18 protein-coding genes are annotated in these 23,485 nt (G+C 35.4%); 5 read left to right on the top strand and 13 right to left on the bottom strand.

Translation table 11 applies throughout. The annotated features are described in order from the left end of the window. Window positions 1-17: 17 nt before the first annotated feature. From JZO69_RS05010 to JZO69_RS04970, 9 genes are all read right to left on the bottom strand, one after another. Complete coding sequence (locus JZO69_RS05010) at window positions 18-1,478, bottom strand: AbgT family transporter (protein ID WP_207111858.1); 1,461 nt, start codon at window positions 1,476-1,478, stop codon at window positions 18-20. A 77-nt stretch (window positions 1,479-1,555) separates the two neighbouring features. Further along, on the bottom strand, window positions 1,556-2,248 hold the full coding sequence (locus tag JZO69_RS05005) for a Crp/Fnr family transcriptional regulator (RefSeq protein WP_207111789.1): 693 nt from the start codon (window positions 2,246-2,248) through the stop codon (window positions 1,556-1,558). Window positions 2,249-2,309: 61 nt separating this feature from the next. Then, a complete protein-coding gene (gene arcC / locus JZO69_RS05000) occupies window positions 2,310-3,248 on the bottom strand; it encodes a carbamate kinase (protein WP_207111788.1) in 939 nt (312 codons plus the stop codon). Between the two features lie 43 nt (window positions 3,249-3,291). Continuing rightward, entirely contained in the window at window positions 3,292-4,314 is a 1,023-nt protein-coding gene (gene argF, locus JZO69_RS04995; protein ID WP_207111787.1) for an ornithine carbamoyltransferase, read from the bottom strand. A 389-nt stretch (window positions 4,315-4,703) separates the two neighbouring features. Then, window positions 4,704-5,927 carry an arginine deiminase gene (gene arcA, locus JZO69_RS04990; RefSeq protein ID WP_207111786.1) on the bottom strand — a complete coding sequence of 408 codons (1,224 nt, stop codon included), beginning with the start codon at window positions 5,925-5,927 and terminating at the stop codon, window positions 4,704-4,706. Window positions 5,928-6,411: 484 nt separating this feature from the next. Continuing rightward, window positions 6,412-7,821, bottom strand: a complete 1,410-nt coding sequence (locus JZO69_RS04985) for a metallophosphoesterase (RefSeq protein WP_207111785.1) — start codon at window positions 7,819-7,821, stop codon at window positions 6,412-6,414. A 716-nt stretch (window positions 7,822-8,537) separates the two neighbouring features. Continuing rightward, on the bottom strand, window positions 8,538-11,165 hold the full coding sequence (gene lanKC / locus JZO69_RS04980; protein WP_207111784.1) for a class III lanthionine synthetase LanKC: 2,628 nt from the start codon (window positions 11,163-11,165) through the stop codon (window positions 8,538-8,540). A 36-nt stretch (window positions 11,166-11,201) separates the two neighbouring features. After that, window positions 11,202-11,594, bottom strand: coding sequence for a thioredoxin family protein (locus tag JZO69_RS04975; protein WP_207111783.1), 393 nt, complete (start codon window positions 11,592-11,594; stop codon window positions 11,202-11,204). An 81-nt stretch (window positions 11,595-11,675) separates the two neighbouring features. Beyond that, window positions 11,676-12,665: an ETX/MTX2 family pore-forming toxin gene (locus JZO69_RS04970; protein ID WP_207111782.1), complete on the bottom strand. Its 990-nt coding sequence runs from the start codon at window positions 12,663-12,665 to the stop codon at window positions 11,676-11,678. A 425-nt stretch (window positions 12,666-13,090) separates the two neighbouring features. Here JZO69_RS04970 and JZO69_RS04965 point away from each other — a divergent pair, with 425 nt between their 5' ends. Next, the gene (locus tag JZO69_RS04965; protein ID WP_207111781.1) at window positions 13,091-14,002 is read left to right on the top strand and encodes a helix-turn-helix transcriptional regulator; all 912 of its coding nucleotides are present in this window, start codon (window positions 13,091-13,093) and stop codon (window positions 14,000-14,002) included. A gap of 258 nt (window positions 14,003-14,260) precedes the next feature. Here the strand turns inward: JZO69_RS04965 and lepA are convergent, their stop codons facing one another. Next, a complete protein-coding gene (lepA, locus tag JZO69_RS04960) occupies window positions 14,261-16,096 on the bottom strand; it encodes a translation elongation factor 4 (protein WP_207111780.1) in 1,836 nt (611 codons plus the stop codon). Window positions 16,097-16,577: 481 nt separating this feature from the next. Here lepA and JZO69_RS04955 point away from each other — a divergent pair, with 481 nt between their 5' ends. The 4 genes from JZO69_RS04955 to JZO69_RS04940 are packed head-to-tail and all read left to right on the top strand — an operon-like array spanning window position 16,578 to window position 19,278. After that, window positions 16,578-17,798 (top strand): GNAT family N-acetyltransferase, encoded by a 1,221-nt coding sequence (locus tag JZO69_RS04955; RefSeq protein ID WP_207111779.1) that lies wholly within the window; start codon window positions 16,578-16,580, stop codon window positions 17,796-17,798. A gap of 37 nt (window positions 17,799-17,835) precedes the next feature. Continuing rightward, window positions 17,836-18,072 (top strand): DUF7662 domain-containing protein, encoded by a 237-nt coding sequence (locus JZO69_RS04950; RefSeq protein WP_207111778.1) that lies wholly within the window; start codon window positions 17,836-17,838, stop codon window positions 18,070-18,072. A gap of 29 nt (window positions 18,073-18,101) precedes the next feature. Further along, a complete protein-coding gene (locus JZO69_RS04945) occupies window positions 18,102-18,581 on the top strand; it encodes a nucleoside 2-deoxyribosyltransferase (RefSeq protein ID WP_207111777.1) in 480 nt (159 codons plus the stop codon). Between the two features lie 19 nt (window positions 18,582-18,600). Then, window positions 18,601-19,278: a DUF2238 domain-containing protein gene (locus JZO69_RS04940; protein WP_207111776.1), complete on the top strand. Its 678-nt coding sequence runs from the start codon at window positions 18,601-18,603 to the stop codon at window positions 19,276-19,278. Between the two features lie 45 nt (window positions 19,279-19,323). On the opposite strand, the gene JZO69_RS04935 is transcribed toward JZO69_RS04940, so the two are convergent. The 3 genes from JZO69_RS04935 to clpB form a co-directional block, all read right to left on the bottom strand. Next, window positions 19,324-19,728 (bottom strand): organic hydroperoxide resistance protein, encoded by a 405-nt coding sequence (locus tag JZO69_RS04935; RefSeq protein WP_207111775.1) that lies wholly within the window; start codon window positions 19,726-19,728, stop codon window positions 19,324-19,326. 160 nt (window positions 19,729-19,888) lie between these two features. Then, a complete protein-coding gene (locus JZO69_RS04930) occupies window positions 19,889-20,329 on the bottom strand; it encodes a transcriptional regulator, SarA/Rot family (protein WP_207111774.1) in 441 nt (146 codons plus the stop codon). Between the two features lie 122 nt (window positions 20,330-20,451). Continuing rightward, window positions 20,452-23,055 carry an ATP-dependent chaperone ClpB gene (clpB, locus tag JZO69_RS04925; RefSeq protein WP_207111773.1) on the bottom strand — a complete coding sequence of 868 codons (2,604 nt, stop codon included), beginning with the start codon at window positions 23,053-23,055 and terminating at the stop codon, window positions 20,452-20,454. Between the last annotated feature and the right edge of the window lie 430 nt (window positions 23,056-23,485).

The following is a 23,485-nucleotide window of genomic DNA, read 5'->3' as shown; positions in this document are numbered from 1 at the left end:
CGTCCTAGTTTTATAGACTATAACATCAACATAGCGGCAATCAATACTAAAAGATTCATAATACTAATTACAATAATTGGTTTTACCATAAATTTAGTCCATGTTGAGTAATCGATTTTGGAGATCTCTAAGCCACCCATCACCACACCAGATGTTGGTGTAATTAAATTTATGATTCCGCACCCAGCTGTGAAAATCATCACCATAACGTCTGGACTTAAACCAATAGTGTGAGCAAGTCCGCCCATTACCGGAATAGAAACATATGCTAAACCAGAAGTTGAAGGAATCAAGAAAGAAAGTAACAGATATAAGATATAAGCCCCTATAACGAATAAAATGGGAGATAACCCTTGAAGAGCGGAAGCTGATTTATCTAATATAAATAAATCCAAATGAGTGGTTGCCATTAAAATAGATGCTCCTCTAGCGACAACAATAATCAATACCACAGACAAAATATCTTTTACACCATCAATAAAGGTTCGGATCGTTTGTTTTTCGGATAAACCATAGACAATCGCAATAATCAGACTCATCAAGAAAAACCACATAGCAAGATCCCCAAAATACCAATGACCAAAGCTATTTCCTGTAAGAGAGGACGTCCAGCCATTGAAAATATGAACGCCAAAAGACTCCCAAGGAATCAAGGAAATAACCATAATAAGAAAACCAAAAGAAAAAATGGTCAATATGATTTTATGCTTTTTCGTAAATGCTAACCCTTTATTCTCATCTTGAGCAAAATACGTCTGCATATCCTCTTGTTCCTGCAAAGATAGTAACGTTGATCCTTTATCTGCTTTCACTTTTTTTGCATATTTCATCATATAAAAAATCGAGAATGCAGTTGTGGTAACCCATAAAATCAAGCCTATAATTAAGATGATTCCTGTATTCGGTTTGATATCAATGCTTTTTAAAGCATCCATAGCGACACCTGTTGCAAATGGATTAACTGTTGAACCGATCACGCCAGAACCCGATCCTAACAAGACTGTTCCTACGGCCACTAGGGTATCAAAGCCTGCAGCAACCATCGTCGCTGTGATCAGTGCATAAAAAGGTAATGTTTCTTCTGCCATTCCATAAGTCGACCCGCCGATAGAAAATAAGACCATTAAAATAGGAATAATGATTAACTCGTTGCCCTTTAATTTCCTAACAACGTGCTGAATACCTGCCTCTAGTGCACCTGTTCGAGTGATAATATTTAGAAATCCACCTAAAACTAAAATAAATACACAAATTTCAATCGCATCTTTGAATCCGTTAAAAGGAGACATTATCAAATCCTGAAGTTTTGCTGCTACTACATGATCCACAGGTTTTGTTCCACCAGATGGAATTGTAGGTGTAAAGGATTGTCCAGCTAAAAACCAGGAAATGGTCGTTAAAGCAATAATGATAATAAATAAAATACTAAATGAAGATAAGGATTTTTTCCGTTTTTTCTGCTCTTTTTTTTCCATTATTTTTTCTGTATAAAAATCATACTTTTCCTTTCAAATTTTTTTTAATTTCAAATTAAGAGGAAAAATACAGGAAAATACTAATCATGATCCAAAGAAAAATATGCTGGATCAAAAAAGATCAATTCTTTATGCAGATACTGGATTTTCTTTTTTTTAACCAGTTTCTTTATCACAAGGCTGGCTGTTTCTCTTGTTGTACCGCTACTATGAGAAATATCATTCATTAAAATCGGATACGGTACGACCACCTGATTGAAATAGTTTCTTTCACCTAGTTCATGCATCAAAATTGCTAAGGTGTTTTTCACACGCTGAGAAGCACTTGATGTTATACAGCTTTCAATTTTAAGCACATGTTTTTTTAAGGTCAAAGACACTTGATTAAAATAAAACAGCAACTGCTGATTATTTCCCTGTATCACTTTTTCAAAAATTTTCGTTGAGAGATAACACACTTCAATATCTGTCATGGCGATAGCTGAAAAATGATAGTTTTCGTCAGTAAAAAGTCCAGTTAATGGAAACACCGCGCTGTCTTTAACAAAGTTCAAATAGAAAAGTGTGCCGGTTTGATCGATTTTTTCAAATTTCACAAGCCCCTTTTTTAAAATAAACATACGGTTTCTTTCATCACCAGCATCAAAAAGAACTTGGCCTTTTTTGTATGCTCTACAATATGAATTTTTCTGGATGACTGTCGATTCTTCTTCACTTAAATCTGAAAAATAAGGACATCCTTTTAATGAGTCATTCTCTTGCAATACTGTCATTTTCTTCAACTCCAACTTAGTCAATTTTCTTCGCTAACGTTTCAAAGAAGACGGTGTTTAATCAGTCAAAGACAACTTTCGTTCCCACTTCTTGCTCGCCAAAATCACTTAATTTTTCGAGAGAAGTGATAATCGCTTTATTAGTAGGTTTGGCTTTTACATATTGAATTGCAGCTTCTACTTTAGGAAGCATACTTCCAGGTTCAAAATGTCCTTGTCTTATATATTCTTCTAACTCTTTCACGTTGACTTGTTTCAACTGTTTTTCGTTTTCTTTACCATAATTGATGGCAACATTTTCAACACCAGTCAAAATAACAAATAGATCTGCATCCGTTAATTCGGCTATTTTTTCTGAAGAAAAATCTTTATCAATGACAGCTTCTACACCAGTTAAATCGCTGCCTGTGACAGGTATTCCTCCACCACCGCCACAAATCGTAATGATATCATTTTTGACCAAAGTCTTGATCACTTGGTGTTCTTGGATCGATAATGGTTTCGGACTTGGAACGACTTTACGCCAACCACGGCCAGCATCTTCTTTATATATCGTGTTTGTTTTATCCATAATGTCTTGAGCTTGTTCTTTAGTTAAAAATGGACCAATTGGTTTGGTTGGGTGATCAAATGCTGGATCATTTTCTGAAACAACTACTTGTGTGACAATTGTCGCGATTTGCTGTTTTATATCAGCGTTGTTCAGCTCTTTAGCCAATGCATTTTCTAACCAATAACCAATACTTCCTTGGGTCATAGCAACACAAGTGTCTAGCGGCATTGCTGGATTTTCTTTTGAGTCTGTGGCCTGTTGCTGGATCAGCAAGTTACCAACTTGAGGCCCGTTTCCATGAGAAATGACTAGTTGATACCCTTTTTCAATTAATTTAACTAACTTTTTCGCTGTATAAACCAAAGCTTTTTGTTGCGCCTGGGAGCTTGCATCTGTCGATAAAATGGCATTTCCACCTAAAGCGATCACAACTGTCGGCTTTTTCATAAAATCCCTTCTTCCTTTTTATTCATTCTAATCAGTTTTCTATTTAGACTTTCGGAATAAAAAGGTTCCCTAAGGTTGCTGCCATAATTGCTTTGATTGAGTGCATCCTATTTTCAGCTTCTTCGAATTGACGTCCATATTTACTTCTAAAGACTTCATCTGTAATTTCCATTTCACTAATACCAAATTTTTCTTTGACCATTTGCCCATATTCTGTTGTCGCATCATGAAAAGCCGGCAAGCAATGAAGGACGATCAATTTTCCATCTATGTTACCTGTTTTTTTGACCATGTCCATATTGATTTGGTAATCTTTCAATAACCTAACACGTTCTTCAAATTTATCTTCTTCACCCATTGAAACCCATACGTCTGTATAAAGAACATTGGCATTTTTGACTCCTTGTTCCACGTCATCTGTAATCATGATTTTGCTACCTGATTCTGCTGCGAATTTTTTTGCATAAGCTACTACAGATTCTTCTGGAAATAGAGATTCTGGCGCACAGATTCTGACATTTACCCCTAAAATTGCACCTGTTACTAACAAACTATTCGCCATGTTATTACGTCCATCACCAACGTAGACAAGAGTTACATCTTCAAGCGTACCGAAATTTTCTTTAATTGTCATATAATCGGCAATCATTTGAGTTGGATGCCATTCATCTGTTAAACCGTTCCATACAGGAACACCAGAGTATTTTGCCAAGTCTTCAACCACTTGTTGACTAAAACCTCTAAATTCAATGCCGTCAAACATACTTCCTAATACCTTAGCTGTGTCTTCAACCGATTCCTTTTTACCCAATTGAATATCATTTTTCCCGAGAAATTCCGGATGAGCACCCAAATCGATCGAAGCAGTTGTAAATGCCGAACGTGTCCGAGTTGATGTTTTTTCAAAAAGTAATGCGATATTTTTTCCTTCAAGATAGTGATGTGGGATACCTTGTTTTTTTAATTTTTTTAAATGGATAGAAAAATCAATCAAGTAATTTAATTCGTCTTTTGTAAAATCCTTTTCTGCTAATAAACTACGTCCTTGAAATACTGAATCTGTCATAATAAATTTCCTCCTAAATTCAAAAGTGTAACAAATCGATTAATCCCGTAGAAAATCAGGAAATTAACATTGAAGTGTTCTTTGTTTCACTGTTAATTTGACTATTTTCATAAGGATTGATTAGTGCAGCTAGATAATGTTAAAAGTGTAATTGGCTCGTTCAGACTCGACTGAAAAATACGATAATATGTTTGTGACGCTTTTGGTTACACGCAGATTTTATCTTTTTTCCGAGAGACTAGCCTGTGAAACTAGATGATAAAAGTGTAACTGGCTCGTTTAGGCTCGACTGAAAAATACGATAATATGTTTGTGACGCTTTTGGTCACACACAGATTTTATCTTTTTTCCGAGAGACTAGCCTGTGGAACTAGATAACAAAGTTCTTTTTAAATTTCTGCTCGATCAAACGGCATACTCATACAACGTGGACCACCTCGTCCACGAACAAGTTCACTGCCTGGGATATAATTTAATTTAACGCCGGCTTCTTCTAATTTTTGATTGGTAATTGTATTACGATCATAAACAACGACTTCACCTGGCGCAATCGCCAGTGTATTTGACCCATCATTCCATTGCTCACGGGCTGCTGCCGTTGGGTTGCCGCCACCACAACGAATCAATGACACATGATCTAATTCTAGATATTTACATAAAATATGCGCTAAAGTATCTGTTTCCTGTAAAATCTGCAAACCGTCTGTTCCTTGAGAGATCGAATAGATCGTTAAGTTTCCTTCAATTTCTGGATGAATTGTGAATTTGTCATAGTCTACCATTGTAAATACAGTATCAAGATGCATGAATTTACGTTGTTCCCCGATATCAAATGCTAAAACTCGTTCAAATCCTAACTCCTTCTCAAAAATATTTCTTGCTAATTTTTCAATCGAAGTAACATCTGTCCTTTGAGAAATTCCTACAGCAATCAATTTTTTCGAAAGAATCAACTCATCTCCACCTTCGATCCGAGTATTTTCATCTCGACTATAAACCATTGGCAACTGTGAATTTTTGAACATTGGATGATGAGCAAAAATGTATTTTCCGTACAACGTTTCCCGTCGTCTCGTCACAGAGTACATGCGATTCAATGAAACACCATGACCAATCGTTGCAAATGGGTCACGAGTAAAGTACAAATTAGGCATCGGATCGATAATGAATGGATAATGAGAATCAGCCAGATCTGACAAGCTTGTTCGTTCTAGTGACGACAGCTCTGACTTTTGAATCCCCGCCATGGTCTTATCGATCAATTCTCTGCCATCTGAAATGCTTAAAAGCCGTTCTTGTATAAACTGTTTAGTTCGTTCTTCTTTTATATCGGCTTCGCTTAGATATTCTCTAACAAACTGTTCTTTGATTGCTGCATCAGCTAGTGACTCTGCTGCTAAATCTTCTAAATAAAGAACATTCACTCCTTTTAACCTCAGTGTTTCTGCAAAAAAGTCATGTTCTTTTTGCGCTTGTTCCAAAAACGGAATATCATCAAAAAGAAGTGATTCCAGGTAATCGGGCATTAAATTCTCTAATTCCTTTCCTGGTCTGTGTAGCATTACGGTGTTCAGTTTTCCAATTTCAGAAAAAACGTTAATTGGATTCTTCATCAAAATACCTCCTTCTTTTGGTTCGTACTTAGAATAACAAAATGATAGCGTTCTCTTCTTAGTGTTTTTCGACTTTAAAATACAAAGATGACCACATTATGCAAAAAAGTTGTATATTTTTTCATACACCAAAATAAACTGATAAAAATGAGCTTAGGAAATTTATACTTATCCTTTTTTTTCAAGAATATACACACTTTTTATTTAAAAATAATTACTAGGTATCACTATTTGCAGTAACGGATAATTGATTGACTATTTTTTGAATAGATAGAACATGATTTTATTTTCTCATCTTAAGTAAAATTATCACACTAAAACGCAGTTATTCTATTTTAGCCTTACGTAAAAATAGAATAACTGCGTTTGATTTATGTATTTTTTGCTTCATTCGCGTTCACTTTCAACTAACGAATAGAGCTTGAGATACAATCTTTGCGCTTATCCCAAGCTCTTACTGCGTTTACAAAGCCCTTTGCTAATTTCAATTTTTTAAATTGATTTCGTAAATGAACTCTTTATTTTGCCAAGCATTGTTTTGTACTTTATAAATTTTCAAACTTTGGTCATCATATTCTGTAATTAAGAAACTTTTCTGTGTCGCTCCTCCAGATAAAAATACTGGGACATTGCCAAAATAGTCCGGTGAAGAATATTTCCCTACTTTGTCATGATAATGACCTGCAAAAACAGCTTTCACATTATATTTTTCAATTAGCTGAATAAATTGTGCGCTTGGGCCTCCCTTCCAATCATCTGGTTTATGGACCCCAATCAACACTTTCATTCCGTTGTTCTTCGCATAACCCAAGGCATTTTCGATAAAACCAAAATTAGGTTTTACACCCACGTTCAAAGGACCTGACCAAGATGTCGCTTGATAATCCATTGTTGGATAGTTATTCAATTGTAAAAGCATCACGTTCCCTGGTAGTTGGACTGAATACGCATAACTTCTAATACCACCAGCATCAGCTGATAAGACGTTATTTGTACTAATATGATAGGTTAATCTTTCTAAAGAGAGATCAAAACAGCTATCTTCAAAACATTTACCTTGATTGTTTTCGATATCATGATTTCCTAAACCAAAATAATACTTTTTATTTAAGATTGGCATTAACTCATTTTCCATTTTATCCCATTGCCAACTATGACCAAAAGCGGTAATATCGCCATTAATAACTACCTTAGCACTGCTTTTCGTATCATTATAGGCATTGACACTTGTATATTGTTCCCGAATTAAAGCGGCAGAGTTTGCTTCAGCATCAGGATCACTCTCACCTCGGTCCATTTTATCAGTCCATGGGTATTGAGGATCGGAGGTGAAAACGATGGCATGATTTTCTGATGTTGGCGGTGTTAAATCGTTAGAAAGTTTAAATGCACTAGCGCCTCCGAAAGACAAACCAACACCATCAGCGGCCACTGCCAAACCTGGATTTGGAGCGTGGGAATTACGAATACTATAGGTACCATCCGAATTTGCTTCTATCAGCCACTTACTCGTGGTTTGATTCTTCGTTAAAATCTGGCCAAATGATAATTTCCCTTTATCGTTTGGATTCCAAATATCTTTATCCCAGAATAGGTAGTGGTTTTTGTCTTCATGTGCCGGTTTTAATTGGTATTCCTCACCAGCCCACATCTTTTCTGAATGCCATATCTGAGACTTATCTCCTGACCATTTTCCCCACGACATTTTGCCATCTGCATATTGCAAAACTTCACCCGACCCGTCATTTTTTTCAATTTTAAGGTTTGTGTTTAAATCAACACTATATTCTGCTGCGCTTACGTTAGTAGGTAAAAATAGCAAGAATAAAGAAACGGCTGAAGCAATAAACAATAATGTGTTACGCAAAAAAACTTTTCGATTACAAAACTTCATTGTTATCCCTCCCTTTTAGGTTTAATTTTATTTTAAAAATGGAGGTTGGAATCATTTTATCTTATATGATACCAACCTCCATTAATTAAAATAAAGTGAGAATACTTTCTAACTTAAAATTTAACAAGTTCATGTTAAGCAGCTAAGTTTACTTTCAGGTAAAGTTAAAAATTTCGTTTTAACATACGCAAGTTAAACAACTTATACCGCTTGCAAAAACTTCATCTTCCCATTTTGCAACTTCTGTTGTTGCCTCTTGTAACGCAAGAATTTCTTTAGCCATAGAAACACACCTCCTTAATTAAAATAAAGTGAGAATACTTTCTAACTTAAAGTTTAACAAGTTCATGTTAAACAACTAAGTTTACTTTCAGGTAAAGTTAAAAATTTCGTTTTAACATACACAAGTTAAACAACTTATGCCGCTTGCAAAAACTTCATCTTCCCATTTTGCAACTTCTGTTGTTGCTTCTTGTAACGCAAGAATTTCTTTAGCCATGGAAACACACCTCCTTTCAAGTAATCTTAAAAATTTTGTTTTAGCAAACACAAGTTAAACAACTTATGCCGCTCGCAAAAACTTCATCTTCCCATTTTGCAACTTCTGTTGTTGCTTCTTGTAACGCAAGAATTTCTTTAGCCATTTGACTCAACTCCTTTCAAATGTTTATTTAGATTTTTGGATTGGGATCTATCTATAAACCCATATGGATTAGTTATTTTTTTAGCGCAGGTAAAATATCAAACGTTTGGTCCATTATGTTTGTAATCGTTAAAGCGACTCCAGCAAAACCAGAAAATATATCCATCGTTAGTTTGGTGCCGTGATCGCCTGCAATTGCAAGACCAGTACCAATTTGTATCAAATGTGGCTGCAAGCCTGCTACAAATGATTCACTTATCTGTTCAGCATCTCCTAGTTTTAGTTGTCTATTTATTAGCAACTGGCTTAATTTCAGACCACTATAACCATTAAATAGACCTGGAAAAACAGAAAAGTTTGTTTCTAAAGCGCGGTATAGCGGCAACTGTTTGGAAAGATTTGCTTGCGTTATGTGCTCACTATTTTTAGCTATCAACAGACCCAAACCAGCACTTCCAGTAGCTAAATAAGGAAGTGAACGATGTTGTTGCTTGCACTGCAAACTGTTTTCTTGACTAACTACATAACTAGCAAGCTCTTTTTCAATCGCCACATTTAAACAATCAATAAATAAGCTGTCGTTGGTTAATCGATAAGCTTCGGAAAATAACCAACCTAAACCTGCATGTCCATAAAATAATCCTATTGTCTGTTCAACAGGGTTATTCGTCAGACGTCCTTTTTGTTCTGAACGACAAAAATGGCTAGGTTGTGCTTGATAAGCATGTGCAAATTGTCTAAGTTTGGAAATTAGCAATTGAGCATTTTCCTCTGTTAGTTTTTGCTGACTAAAAAAATAACTACCCGTTAGTAAAATTCCTGCTAATCCATTATATAAATTAAAATTTTTGCATCCCTCGATCATCGGTTTAAAAAATTGGTTAACAAGCTTTGTCGCCTGCTCCGTTTCTCCAAGTTGATCAAGCAACCAACAAGTTCCTGCTAAGCCATCAAACAAACCGCCTTGTACTTGCTTCAGCATAGATATGTCATTTATAGATTCGGCAATGATTTTTTGTTTTGTTTCGGTTAATCTTCCTTGCTCTCCTAATAAATGTTCAAGTTTTGTATACGCCCAGATAATGCCTAAATCGGAAAAAGCAATCCCTAGTTTGCTTCTCGTTCCATAATAATGAACTGGAAAATGTCGAAAATCATAATCGCGTTGCCACATTTGCATCACTGAATAGGCACCATTTAAAAGTTGCTTGCCCCAGGTTTGTAAAGTCGAATCCGCACTTAACTGACTATTTCCTGATAAATAGGGCCTTAGAACTTTATTAGGACATATAACTTCAATTGTTTTAACTTTCTTTTTTAGTTCCGATAATAGCTTGACATACGCCGTGATTTCTTCAGACTTGTAACCTAAATTCCGAAAATATTTTTGTGCTGCACGCATGGTTTGTTCACCAAATTGATAGACTAGTTCTGCTTGTAAAATGAGTGGAAAGAATAGAAAATGCGCCACTTGAAGTACGCCATACCAATCAATTTGCTCTGGCGTCAACTCTTTCCCCCAAGCTCTAAAGCCCGGTGCTGCAACTTGATGAAAGGGTAACGGCTGATTAATAAACAACGCTTCTCCCCAATCAATCAACACCGCTTGTTCATCAACAGTGAGGATGATATTTCTTAAATGAATATCTTGATGATACACGCCACGGTTGTGTGACGCCTCGACAATTTCGATTAATTGGCGGACAATTTTTTGTATTTTTTGCAAATAATCAATTTGTTTGTTCATTGAAAAAGGATAATGTCCAGTCACCCAACGATTAAGCGCCACTCCTTCTACTTTTTCCATTGCTAAATATTGATGCTCCCAGACGGTTCCATACCAGCAATAATCGGGTACGCCACGTAGACTACTTAAAATCTCTAGAGCCTTTTTTTCTGATGCTAAACGGTCAGTTGCATAAACACCATAATGGTCGATTCCAGTATAAGGTCGTGCTTCTTTTAAAATAATCTCTTTTTCTGAGTCAGCTAATATTGCATGATAAATCCCTCCACAATTTGAAAATTGAATAGCTGAATTTATCATAAATGGCATAGTTTCTTCTGTACCTGCATCATGTAACCAACTTTCCAAAAACATTGGTACTTCAATTCCTTCTGGCAGATTAAACATTGCTTCCCGCTGATCAGCGACTTCACCATAACGTGTTTTAAGCATCTGACTATCTGTAGGCATATTTTCGTCTGGATAAGAATCTCGAAAAACACCATATCGCAAATAAATAGGGGCTTTTTGCCAACGCTTATCACTTAAAATATATGGACCAGAAAAACCAGCAAGTTTGTTTTCCAAAGCATCAAGAAACATTTCTAGTTGTGCTTGATCTGGGTAGCAAGTAATAAATTTCCCAGAAAAACCTCTGCTAACATGTTTACCATTACGGATTTTAAACACTTTCTCGGTTGCTAAATGTTTAAAACAAACATTGTTTTGAAAGCAAACTTCTGCAGTGTTTTTAAGTATCGCTTCAACATCAGCTAAACTTGCACTAACATGCACTTTCCAACCTTGCCTTTGGATTTTCTTTCGTAACGGAAATAATGTTGTCCATTCTTTGTCACTTTTGATTTCATGCCAGCCAGCAGGCAAAGGGAGCGAATACGTGGTTGACGTATCTTTTGATAAACTATTAGCTCTGAAAAATAATGGATCTTCTATATAAGCATTAAATGAAGTCATCGTTTAGGCTTCCTTTCCTTAACAGACATTTAACTCTCATGTTGCTTGATTGATAAAGTTTTCGATTTCTTTCTCACTTTTATCTCCCATTAGTGTTGCAGTTATTGTTTTATTTTTATAAATAACTAATAGCGGGATTTCCTCAACTTGAAATTTTTTCATTTCTTTTGGCAATAGACTGTCTTCGCGATGTGTGTCAATATTATAATAATAAAGAACTTTCCCTTGCTTTTTCATAACCTTATTTAGTTTCGGGAAAAACTTTTTACAGTGTGGACACGAGTCGCGACCAAAATATAAAATAGCTGTTCCTTGTTGAGGTAAAACATGCTCAATCAATTGCTCTTTCGGAATTTCAGTTAAACTTTCTTTTGGCGAGCAACCTACAAGAAATAATATTATTAAGATAATTAGACTTATTCTTTTCATATCCACTCCTATTTTTGCCCATTAATAATAGAACAAGAGGCATAAATACATGCATTGAGAAATTATGCCCCTTGATAAAGTTTAAATATCTTGAGATCTCACATTCACTAATTTAGGATTGTTAGGATCAGTAATGTCGTAATCTTTTGTAACAACGCGATGACCACCTATCCCTGTAAAGCTACCTTCACCTTTAAAGAAAGGCAATTTTTTCTCACCAGGTACTTTCGTATTCATGTACATACCTGAATTTTCCAATTTTTGTTTTTGATCGTTATTTAAATTGTCATAAAGAATCGTGAAGTCTTTATTAAATGTTCGGTCCTTATTGACACAAATAACCCCACCAGGTGTGCCTTTACAAACGCCGCCTTTTGCATCTATTGCTACATTAATGTCAGCATTACTAATTGCTTCAGCAGTAAAAGCTATGGATCCATCGTACTCAAGTGCATATAATTCTGTAATTACTTTAATCACTTGGTTCGGTTGTACCGTATAGGGTTGTGGTGATGTACTTGTCGTTTCTGATTCAGAATCAGAAATAGTTTCCGATTTATTAAAATCAAATGGTAAATTTACTCTACCAACACCAAGAATATCGGCAGCTACGATGACATTTCCGATTTTATGTGGCAAAACAAAGCCCTTATCAACTGTAGTAGACTTGGATTTTATTTTGGTAACGGCATGCACTGAGGTATATCTTGTTTCTGGCTTAGAACTTGTCTGATTCGTTAAGATATCTTCCCCAAGATGTTTGATCATAATTTCTTTTTGATAAATATCTTTCGTTTGCCCTTTCACATTCACTCTTAAGTTATGTGTGATATTATGCGGATCTGGATTATAGGTGCAAGTTGAAATTTTATCGTTACAGTCGTCTTTCGTACCGGCAATAAAATTTTTATAATAAAAAGTTCCAGCTTTTGTCATTAACTCATTAACATTAGTAGTCCCAACTTGCGGTTGAATCTCTTCTTGCGCATTTTCTGCATTTGCCGTACTAAATGGAGTAACTAATAAAATCCCCATAATAATACTGGTACTAAACGTATTCACTAATTTCATAACATCATACCTTCCTCTCTGTTTTCGTATTATTAAGTAACTGATTAATCTTGAAACATTCTTTAAAAATATCATGTCTTTTAAACTATCAGCCCCTCTCTTTAAAACTTTTGAAACGTCATTCACCTCCGATCCCCTTCTTGCTCATAACATAACGATTTTTTCGTTAGTTTACTATAAACGTTGCGGTCTATTTTTTTAACAGCAAATATTAAGCGTTTACATTCGTGCCGAATAATGAAAGTTTAGTATGGTTTAGTGAAGTTTAGATTATATATGCCCGCAAGAAATTGGATAACTAGATGGCTAATTTGTTGGACAAGGTTTTATACTATTTTTCAGACGTTTTGACCCATAATTTTTCCACTTTTTTATATTTACTTGTATAATAGTTCTATAAATAATTTAACAAAATGAGGTGACGTATGTTTTCTTTACATTATTTTGTATTTTTTCTGCTCTGCTATTTTGTTGTTGTCGTGTTGTCTGCCATACTTTTTTTTAAAGACAAAAACAAAATCCATCGAATATTATTTATCTATTTTTTGCTTTTCTTTTTGAGTGCTCTTTCGGATTATTTCAATATTCTATTTTCAGAAAAGTCTGCTTGTTCAATTTGCTCTTTCTTCCAGTTAATAAATGTTTCTATTTATGTCTTAAGCATTATCTTTTCATTTTTACTTTTCAAACAGCACATCCCAACATCCAAATTATGGAAACATGTTTTACTGTTGTCTTTAACTATTGCATTAATCATTTTACCGTTGCACATTGGGCAAACGTGGACAACCAGCATTTTAATTGCTTGTTTAGCAGATAATGCATTTTTAATTTACCTTGGCTGCTTAACAAGAAAAAAGCTATCAACGACAAATTCCGCTCTCAATCAATTTCTTTTTCAAAATAAAAATTTTGGATTAACTTTAATTTTTGGAGGTTTCGTCACAATAATTTTGAATTTATATGATTTTTTTTACTTTCCAGACGTCCAACATTATTTCTTTTTCATTCATGGTCATAATTTAAATAGTGATGGTATATCCATTTTGCTGTGCTTTTGGCTGATCAAATTTTTCATGCAAAGAATTCATATCAAACCTGTAACTGCTCTTTCCTTTGATTTGTTTGAAAACTTTTGTTCAGAGTTTCACTTAACGAAACGTGAAAAAGATATTTTAGCCGAACTATTAAATAACATGACTTACCAGGAAATTGCCGATAAATTATACATATCGATTGGAACAGTTAAAGCTCACTCCCATAATATTTTTTCGAAAACAGAAGTAAACAGAAAAGATGATTTAGTAAAACTCTATCAAGGCTTCATAAGTAAATAAATTTAAAATACGCAAAAAAATAACATAGTGACTTGGATTTACTATAATCGGATGAAATTCGTTGATGTTATGAGTATAATATTTTCTGAATAAAGAGGAGAAACGCTTATTCGAGCTTACCAATGATCGATAGAAAGGTTTGGGAAAATATTGAGGATTAACATAAAAATTGCCAACCCCTTGCCTTGTTGCTGGCAAATGGTTGGCAATTTTTATGAAAAATGCTGAGATTTTATTATTGTTCTCAAAAAATTGGTGTTATTTCTTCGGTTCATCCTCGTCCATTTTCAGAACAGCCATGAAGGCTTCTTGCGGAACTTCAACAGAACCAACTTGTTTCATACGTTTTTTACCATCTTTTTGTTTCTCTAACAACTTACGTTTACGTGAGATATCCCCACCATAACATTTGGCCAAAACGTTTTTACGTAAGGCTTTGATTGTTGAGCGTGCAGTAATTTTTTGACCGATTGCAGCTTGAATTGGCACTTCGAATTGTTGTCTCGGAATTAGTTTCTTCAGTTTCTCAACGATTACTTTGCCACGTTCAAAAGCAAAATCTTTATGCACGATAAAGCTTAGTGCATCGACTTTTTCTGAGTTTAACAAAATATCCATCTTAGATAGATTGCTCTTACGGTATCCAATCATTTCATAATCTAATGAAGCATAGCCCTTTGTTCCTGATTTTAAGCGGTCAAAGAAATCATAAACGATTTCTGACAGTGGCATATCATAAACGACATTCACGCGATATTCATCTAAATAATCCATCGTGACAAATTCTCCACGTTTCCGTTGTGAAATTTCCATCACTGCACCTACATATTCATTTGGTACCATGATTGTTGCTTTAACGTATGGTTCTTCTACAAAATCGACCGTACTTTGGTCCGGAAATTCTGCTGGGTTATCAACCACAATTTTCGTGCCATCTGTCTTGGTTACATGATAAATTACTGAAGGCGCAGTTGTAATTAAATCTAGATTAAATTCTCGCTCCAAACGTTCTTGGATAACATCCATATGAAGTAAACCTAAAAATCCACAACGATAACCAAAACCTAATGCTTGAGAAGATTCTGCTTCAAACTGTAATGCTGCATCATTTAATTGTAATTTTTCCAATGCTTCACGTAACTCAACATAACGTGAATTATCAATTGGATACAATCCACAATACACCATTGGATTCATTTTACGATAGCCTTCTAAAGCTTCCGCAGCGGGATTATTCGCTAAGGTGACTGTATCCCCTACTTGGGTATCACGAACTGTTTTGATCGCTGCTGTAATATAACCAACATCACCGACCATTAAGAAGTCACGACTGATTGGTTTTGGTGAGAAGATACCAACATCCGTTACTTCAAACGTTTTATTATTATTCATCATCATGATTTTATCCCCTGGTTTTACAACCCCGTCCATGATCCGGACATTTAAAATAACTCCACGATAACTGTCATAGATAGAATCAAAAATCAACGCTTTTAAAGGCGCTTCAAGATCACCTGTCGGAGCTGGAACTAAATCAACGATTTGTTCTAAAATGTCTTCGATACCAATACCTGCTTTGGCACTTGCTAAAACAGCGTCACTGGCATCAATCCCGATCACATCTTCAATCTCTGTACGAACTCGTTCTGGATCTGCTGCTGGCAAATCGATTTTATTGATCACTGGAATAATTTCCAAATCATTATCTAACGCTAAATAAACATTCGCTAATGTTTGAGCTTCGATACCTTGGGCCGCATCAACCACTAAGATCGCACCCTCACAGGCTGCTAAACTTCTTGATACTTCATAGGTAAAATCCACATGTCCTGGCGTGTCGATCAAATGAAAGATATACTCTTCGCCATCTTTTGCTGTATACGTTAGTTCAACAGCGTTTAGCTTAATTGTAATCCCACGTTCACGTTCTAAATCCATCGCATCAAGCAATTGATCTTGCATTTCACGATCAGAAACTGTTTCTGTTTTTTGTAAAATTCGGTCAGCAAGCGTAGATTTTCCGTGGTCAATATGAGCAATAATGGAAAAATTACGAATTTTTTCTTGTCTTTGCTTCATTTCATTTATATTCATTAATAGTCCTCATTTCTTTTATGAAAAGCCGAATGAGCTTGTGATTTCGTTGAATCAAATCATACTAGCTCATCGCTCCGATCATTTTCAATCAGCACTTTCCATTATAGCAAGATTTCTATCATATTTAAAGAACTTTCCTATGTTTGTATCTGGCTTTCACGGAATCTGTTTGGTTTATCAGAGAATCTCCTGATCATTGGTCACAAATTTACTTTGACCTTTTTTCAAGATAAAAATATTTGTGAAACATTCAAGGTAAATATTTCTCCCTCACTTATATCAATAAAGAACCACATAGTACTCCTCCTCACAGACCACGAGACACAATAATAATGTGTTTTTATTGGATTAATTAAATTTATTCAAACCAAGTTTCGGCGTCAGATATCCTTCTTCACCATTTCTTAGTAAGTAATACTCTATTTATTCTTACTTTTTTGATATACTGAGGGTAGAAAAAACAATTGGAGATGGAAAAATGGACCAAAAAGAGTTCAGAGAACATTTAGAATTAAAATCAGTGGATGAAAAATATGTGGATCAGTTCAATGAATTATTGAGCTATGTCTTCCAGTTTACAGAAGCAGATCTAGAAGAAAGCGGCTATGAAAGTAAAAAAGAGTTGATCAAATCAAAACAGCCGATTTTAGAGCAATCAAAAGTTTTTGGCTGGTTCCATGAGGATCAATTGATTTCCCAAATTGCGATTTATCCTTGTGAAGTAAATATTCACGGGACACTTTTCAAAATGGGTGGCGTTACCGGTGTTGGGACTTATCCTGAATACGCCAACCATGGCTTGATGCAGGACTTGATTCATCTTGCTCTTAAAAACATGCGGGCAGATAAACAATGGATTTCTTATCTTTACCCATATAGTATTCCCTATTACCGCAGAAAAGGTTGGGAAATCATGTCAGATAAGTTGTCTTTCAAAATTCGTGATACTCAATTGCCTAAGCAAATCAGCGTCCCTGGTATGGTAGAACGTGTAAGCGTAGATCATGAGGATGTTTTTACCGTTTATGCGAAATTTGCCCGTCAAAATCATGGCGCTTTGATTCGTAGTGAATTTAACTGGGAAGAATATTGGCGATTTGAAAATGAAGACGAACGTACTGCGGCCATTTATTATGGGGCAAATCAAGAGCCTTTAGGTGTGCTATTTTACTGGGTAGCTGAAGATGTGTTTCATATTAAAGAAATGTTTTATATCAATCAAGAAGCGCGTAATGCTTTATGGAACTTTATTTCTGCACATTTTTCAATGGTTGATTGGGCTGAAGGAGATATTTACAAAAATGAGCCGCTATCCTTCTTACTAGATGATAGCCAAATCAAAGAAACGATCGAACCTTATTATATGGCTAGAATCGTTGATGTAAAAGAAATGCTGCTGGCTTATCCTTATGCCAGCACAGCAAAACCATTCCATTTTGTAGTAAGTGATCCTGTTGCAGAATGGAATAATGGTGTATTTAGTTTGTTATGGGACGAAGATGACCAGGTTACTATAACGGATGAGCCGCTAGGTCAACCTGTGCGTATCGATATTCAAACCTTGTCTTGTTTATTGATGAATTACCGCCGCCCGACTTATCTACATCGAATCGAACGTTTAGACACAGATAAGGAAACATTGAATTCATTAGAACGGATTTTACCTGATCAAGAAGCGTACTTTAGCGATTATTTTTGATTATATTACGAATGATTACTTAATAAAGGATGATTTTATGAATGACTTTCTTGTTATCCCAACCTTGCTAGCTAAAAAAACAAACCTGCAATTATCATTTGCAGAAATAGAAGCAAACATGTCCCATAATCATATGTTGCCTGAACTAGCTAAAACTTATAGTGCTTGGTGGACAAAAAAAGAACATTCTTTTTCAAGTGCTTGGATTGCCTATGGTTATCAAGTGGATAAAGTTGATTTAGTTAATCAATGCGTCTTTTTCTCAAAAAAATAACAATACAAAACTAACTTAGAGGTGAAAAAATGAACATTTATTTTGCAGGACCGATGTTTGCCAAAGCAGACTTACTTTATAATGAATACTTAGTTAAGAAAATTCGTGATTTGGATGATTCTATCAACGTTTATTTACCACAAGAAAACGGTGCGATCAATGACAAAAGAGCATATGCAGATAGTAAAATGATTGCACTAGCTGATACTGAAAGAGTTCTTGAAAGTAATTTACTTGTCGCTGTTTTAGATGGCATTACGATCGATGCTGGTGTGGCTTCTGAAATTGGTGTGGCTTACGCTAAAAATATTCCGATGATCGGTCTATATACAGATACTCGCCAACAAGGAGCGGATAATCAAAAAAAATTAGCAGCGCTAGGTGATACTGCTGAAAATCAATTCCATTATCTAAACTTGTATACAGTTGGATTGGTGAAATTGAATGGGTCAGTTGTTAGTGATGAGCAAGCCTTTTTAGATTTAATTAAAGAAACATTAAACAAATAAGCATATCGGAGGCTTTTATATGAAGTTAGAATTTGAGGATAAACAAGAAAAAAGTGCTTTTTATTTTTTACTTGCGTTTGGTTTTATCACATTGATCGTCAATATTGTTAAAACATTTGTAGTTCAACCAACAGAACAATATGTGTTATTGACGTTTGAAATGATTGCAGGAATCGCTGTGATCTTCGTACCATTTATTTTTACAAAATTTACTGGCTTGGTTTTTCCAAAAATGGTCCGACTTTATTATTGGTTTTTTATTTGGATCGCAGTTTTTCTGGGAACGGGTTTACGTTTAATTATTATTGTGCCGTTTTGGGATAAAATTCTTCATGCCGTCAGTCCAATTTTATTAGTCGCTGTGGGTTATGCGATTATTGGGTATTGTTTACGCGAATCAGATTTTTCTAAAATCAGTCCTTGGTTATTTATCATTATGGGCTTTGCGTTTGCTGGATTGTGCGGTGTTTTCTGGGAGTTCTGGGAATTCCTTTGTGATTCGCTTGGAAATATGAATTTACAACGTTATATGACGGAAGCAGGTCAACCTTATGTCGGTCGTGAGGCCTTGATGGATACAATGGGTGATTTGTTTACAAATACGATTGGTGCATTGATTTTAACCGTTTATAGTTTTACACAACGACATAAACCAGAATATTTTAAAGCGTATGCGTTTAGAAAAGTGGATAAATAAAAAAAGGGCAACTTTAGAATTATCTAAAGTTGCCCTTTCTCTATACTATTCTACTTCCAACTCAACTGAAATATTTCCTCTTGTTGCTTTTGAATAAGGACATACTTCATGAGCTTCCTTCACTAATTCTTCTGCTGTTTCACGATCAACATCATCGATTTTTACAGATAAAACAACCCCAACTTGAAAACCAGATTGTTCGTCACTAAATAATGACACAGTTGCTTTTACTGTGCTTTTTGATGTGATTTTTTGTTTCGCCATCACAAGTTCTAATGCGCTGTTAAAACAAGAGCTGTATGCAGCCGCAAATAGTTGTTCTGGATTTGTTTTATTTTCTTGGTGCGGACCAGGAGAGGTTACTTGATAACTAAATGATTTATCTGGTGAAAAAACTTCTCCCTCTCTTCCGCCTGTGTTAATAATTGTTGTTGAATAGATTTTTTTCATGATTCATTCCTCCACTTCTTATTATCATAGCTATATCGTGCAATTAAATTGTACACAATATTTCTGAAAATGTACATTAGTATGCTTCATAGTATTAAAAAACTCCAAAAAGCTTAGGTACATAAGTCCCCTTCTTTTTGAAGTTTAATTGTTACGTATTTCAATGGTTAATTCCATTAATTTGTTTGCTTAAAGAGTTGATTTGCTCAATCAAAGAAAAATAGTCTGTTTCATTAAACTCTAGCTGTGTCAAACAAGCTTCTACTTGATCATAAATCTCTGTCTCCAGCTGAATCGCCTTTTCAGAAAGTGAAATAATCACAATACGTTCATCTTCTGGTAATCTATCTCGATTAACATAGCCATTTTTTTCCATTCTTTTTAACATAGGTGTCAATGTTCCAGTATCAAGCGCAAGCTTTTCTCCGATATCAGAAATCCGCTGATCTGAATACTCCCACAATACGAGTAAAACCAAATATTGTGGATAGGTTAAATGAAATGGTTTCAGCGCTTTAGCGTACATTCTATTGAATTGCTTTGAGGCAGTTTGTAAGGAAAAACACAATTGCTCTTCTAATCGTCTCTTTTTTTTATTCACTAGATCCCTCTTTTAACTTGTTACTATAATAGTTAGATTCTACACAATATCGATTTTAAAATCAATTTTTAACGCTTATAAAAAAATGAGATAGTCTCCTAAAAGACTACCCCAATATGATCTTATTCTTCTATCGGTTCATTTTCAAAGACTAATTGATCATTCAACAAACTGATGGTTACTTTTGTTTTTGGTAATACTCGTCCTGAAACAATTTCTTTTGCTAATGGTGTTTCTACTTCCTTTGTAATGAAACGTTTCAATGGACGTGCTCCGTAAGCTGGATCATAACCACTTTCTGCAATCCACGTTTTGGCCTCATCAGAAATTACTAATTCAATTTCTTGATGTTCTAAACGTTTCGCTAATTGAGCGGTCATTTTACCAATGATGCCTTTGACATTATCTAAGCTTAGTGGTGTGAACAAAATCGTATCATCAATTCTGTTTAAGAATTCTGGTTTGAAATTACCTCGTAAAATCGTCATTACTTGCTCTTCTACTTCTTCTGGAATCGTGCCTTCAGGCGTTACACCTTCAAGCAATAATTGAGAACCGATATTGCTTGTCATGATCAAGACAGTGTTTTTAAAATCGACTACTCGTCCTTTAGAGTCAGTCAAGCGGCCATCATCTAATACTTGGAGTAAAATGTTGAACACATCTGGATGTGCCTTTTCAATTTCATCTAATAAAACGATCGTATATGGGTTACGGCGAACCGCTTCTGTTAATTGACCACCTTCCTCATAACCAATGTAGCCTGGAGGTGCTCCAACTAAACGAGACACACTGTGTTTTTCCATATACTCACTCATATCAATCCGAACCATGTGATTTTCTGAATCAAAAAGATCTTCCGCTAACGCTTTAGCAAGTTCTGTCTTACCTACACCTGTTGGTCCTAAGAATAAGAAGGAACCTAATGGGCGGTTGGGATCCTGCAAACCAGCACGCGAACGAATCACGGCATCACTTACAGCATCTACCGCTTCATCTTGACCAATGACACGTTTATGAAGAGTTTCGTTCAATTTCATTAATTTTTCACGTTCGCCTTCAACTAGTTTCGTTACAGGAATACCAGTTAAACGGCCAACCACTTGCGCAATTTCGTTTTCAGTCACAGCCTCTTGGACCATGCGGACATTGTCTTTCGCATTTTTAGCTTCAAGTTCTTTTAATTCTTCTTCTAATTGTGGAATCGTACCATGACGAAGAACAGCTGCTCTTTCTAGATCATAATTGTTTTCAGCATCTTCTAATTCATGTTTTGCTTTGTCGATTTCTCCACGTTTATTGCTGACAGCATTGACTTCTTCTTTTTCCGTTTCCCATTGCATCTTCATGGCATTGGCTTCTTCGCGAAGATCTGCTAATTCTTCTTGTAATGCATTCAAGCGTTTTTTGCTCGCATCATCCGATTCTTTTTTCAATGCTGCTTCTTCGATCTCTAATTGCATCAAACGACGTGTTACTTGGTCAAGTTCTGTCGGCATTGAATTCATTTCAACACGAATCGTCGCACTCGCTTCGTCGACTAAATCGATGGCTTTATCCGGTAAGAAACGATCTGTGATGTAACGATCTGATAAAGTTGCAGCAGCGACTAACGCATTATCATGGATATTAACGCTGTGATGAATTTCAAAACGTTCTTTTAAACCACGTAATATACTGATCGTATCTTCAACAGTTGGTTCTTTTACTAAAACTTTTTGGAAGCGACGTTCTAATGCTTTATCCTTTTCCATATATTGGCGATATTCATCTAAGGTAGTAGCACCAATTAAGTGTAATTCACCACGAGCCAACATGGGTTTTAATAAGTTACCGGCATCCATACTGCCTTCGGTTTTCCCTGCACCAACGATATTGTGAATTTCATCAATAAATAGGATGATACGGCCTTCACTTTTCTTCACTTCTTTTAGAACTGCTTTTAGACGTTCTTCAAATTCACCACGGAATTTAGCTCCAGCGATCAATGCACCCATATCTAATGAAAAGATTGTTTTGTCTTTTAAGTTTTCAGGTACATCTTTACGAACGATTCGTTGTGCTAAACCTTCGACGATAGCAGTTTTACCCACACCTGGTTCACCGATTAGCACAGGATTATTTTTTGTTTTACGAGATAGAATTCGAACAACATCACGAATCTCCTCATCACGTCCAATGATTGGATCTTGATTACCACTTTTTACTTGTTGGACTAAGTCTACCCCATATTTTTCTAATGCTTTATATTGTTCTTCCTGATTTTGAGAAGTCACACGATCTCCCCCTCTCATGTCTTCAATGTTTTTACGTAGTTCTTTTTCGGTGATTCTCTGACTTGTTAAATATTTAGTTAATCGATAATTTTTCAATTTCATCAACGCTAAAATCACAATTTCAGTTGCTAGAAACTCATCTTGAAATGATTCTCTAAGCTTGTCTGCTTCACCTAATAAGTTAAACAGATTTTGGCTCATGCTTTGACCATATTGAATATTGCTTCCTTGAATACTTGGATATTCGTCGATTGCCTTATCGATTTCACGTTCAAAAGCTTCGACATCAACCCCTGCATCTGTATAAAAATTACGACCAAAATGATTCGGCTGCAAAAAAATCTTCCATAAATGAGCAATATCGATTTCCTGATGATGACGAGTAACGGCTACCTGTTGCGCCTCTGCAATTGACTCTTGTAATGTCGTTGTCATTTTCTCGATGTTCATAGAAATACCTCCTAAATTTAAAAGCGTAGTGGGCTCGTCAAGCTTCGACTGAAAAACAGGAAATATGAATGAGGTGCTTTTTGCCTCAGACATAATTTATCTTTTTTCCGAGAAGCTAGCCCGCTTAGCTAGATAATGTTAAAAGCGTAGTGGGCTCCAGCTTCGACTGAAAAATTCTAGCCCATAGCTCTCTACTATATAAATAGTATCGTTAATTTTTCAAAAAGACAGTAGGTCTTTTGTATTATTTTTTCAAGGACTAAAGTCTGATTAACTTTGACCTTATAAAGCAATTATACCCCGTTGGTCAGTAAAGGTCAAACAAAAACCACTTCTTTTTGACCAAGAAACTCTAACTATTTTCATGATACAACTTATATTTTTTTTCGCAAATATTATTAACGCTTTAACACTAAAAAACGGAGAGGAA

The organism is Candidatus Enterococcus ikei, from assembly GCF_017316105.1.
Taxonomy (GTDB): Bacteria; Bacillota; Bacilli; order Lactobacillales; family Enterococcaceae; genus Enterococcus_L; species Enterococcus_L ikei.
This window is presented reverse-complemented; position numbering and strand designations above follow the sequence as displayed.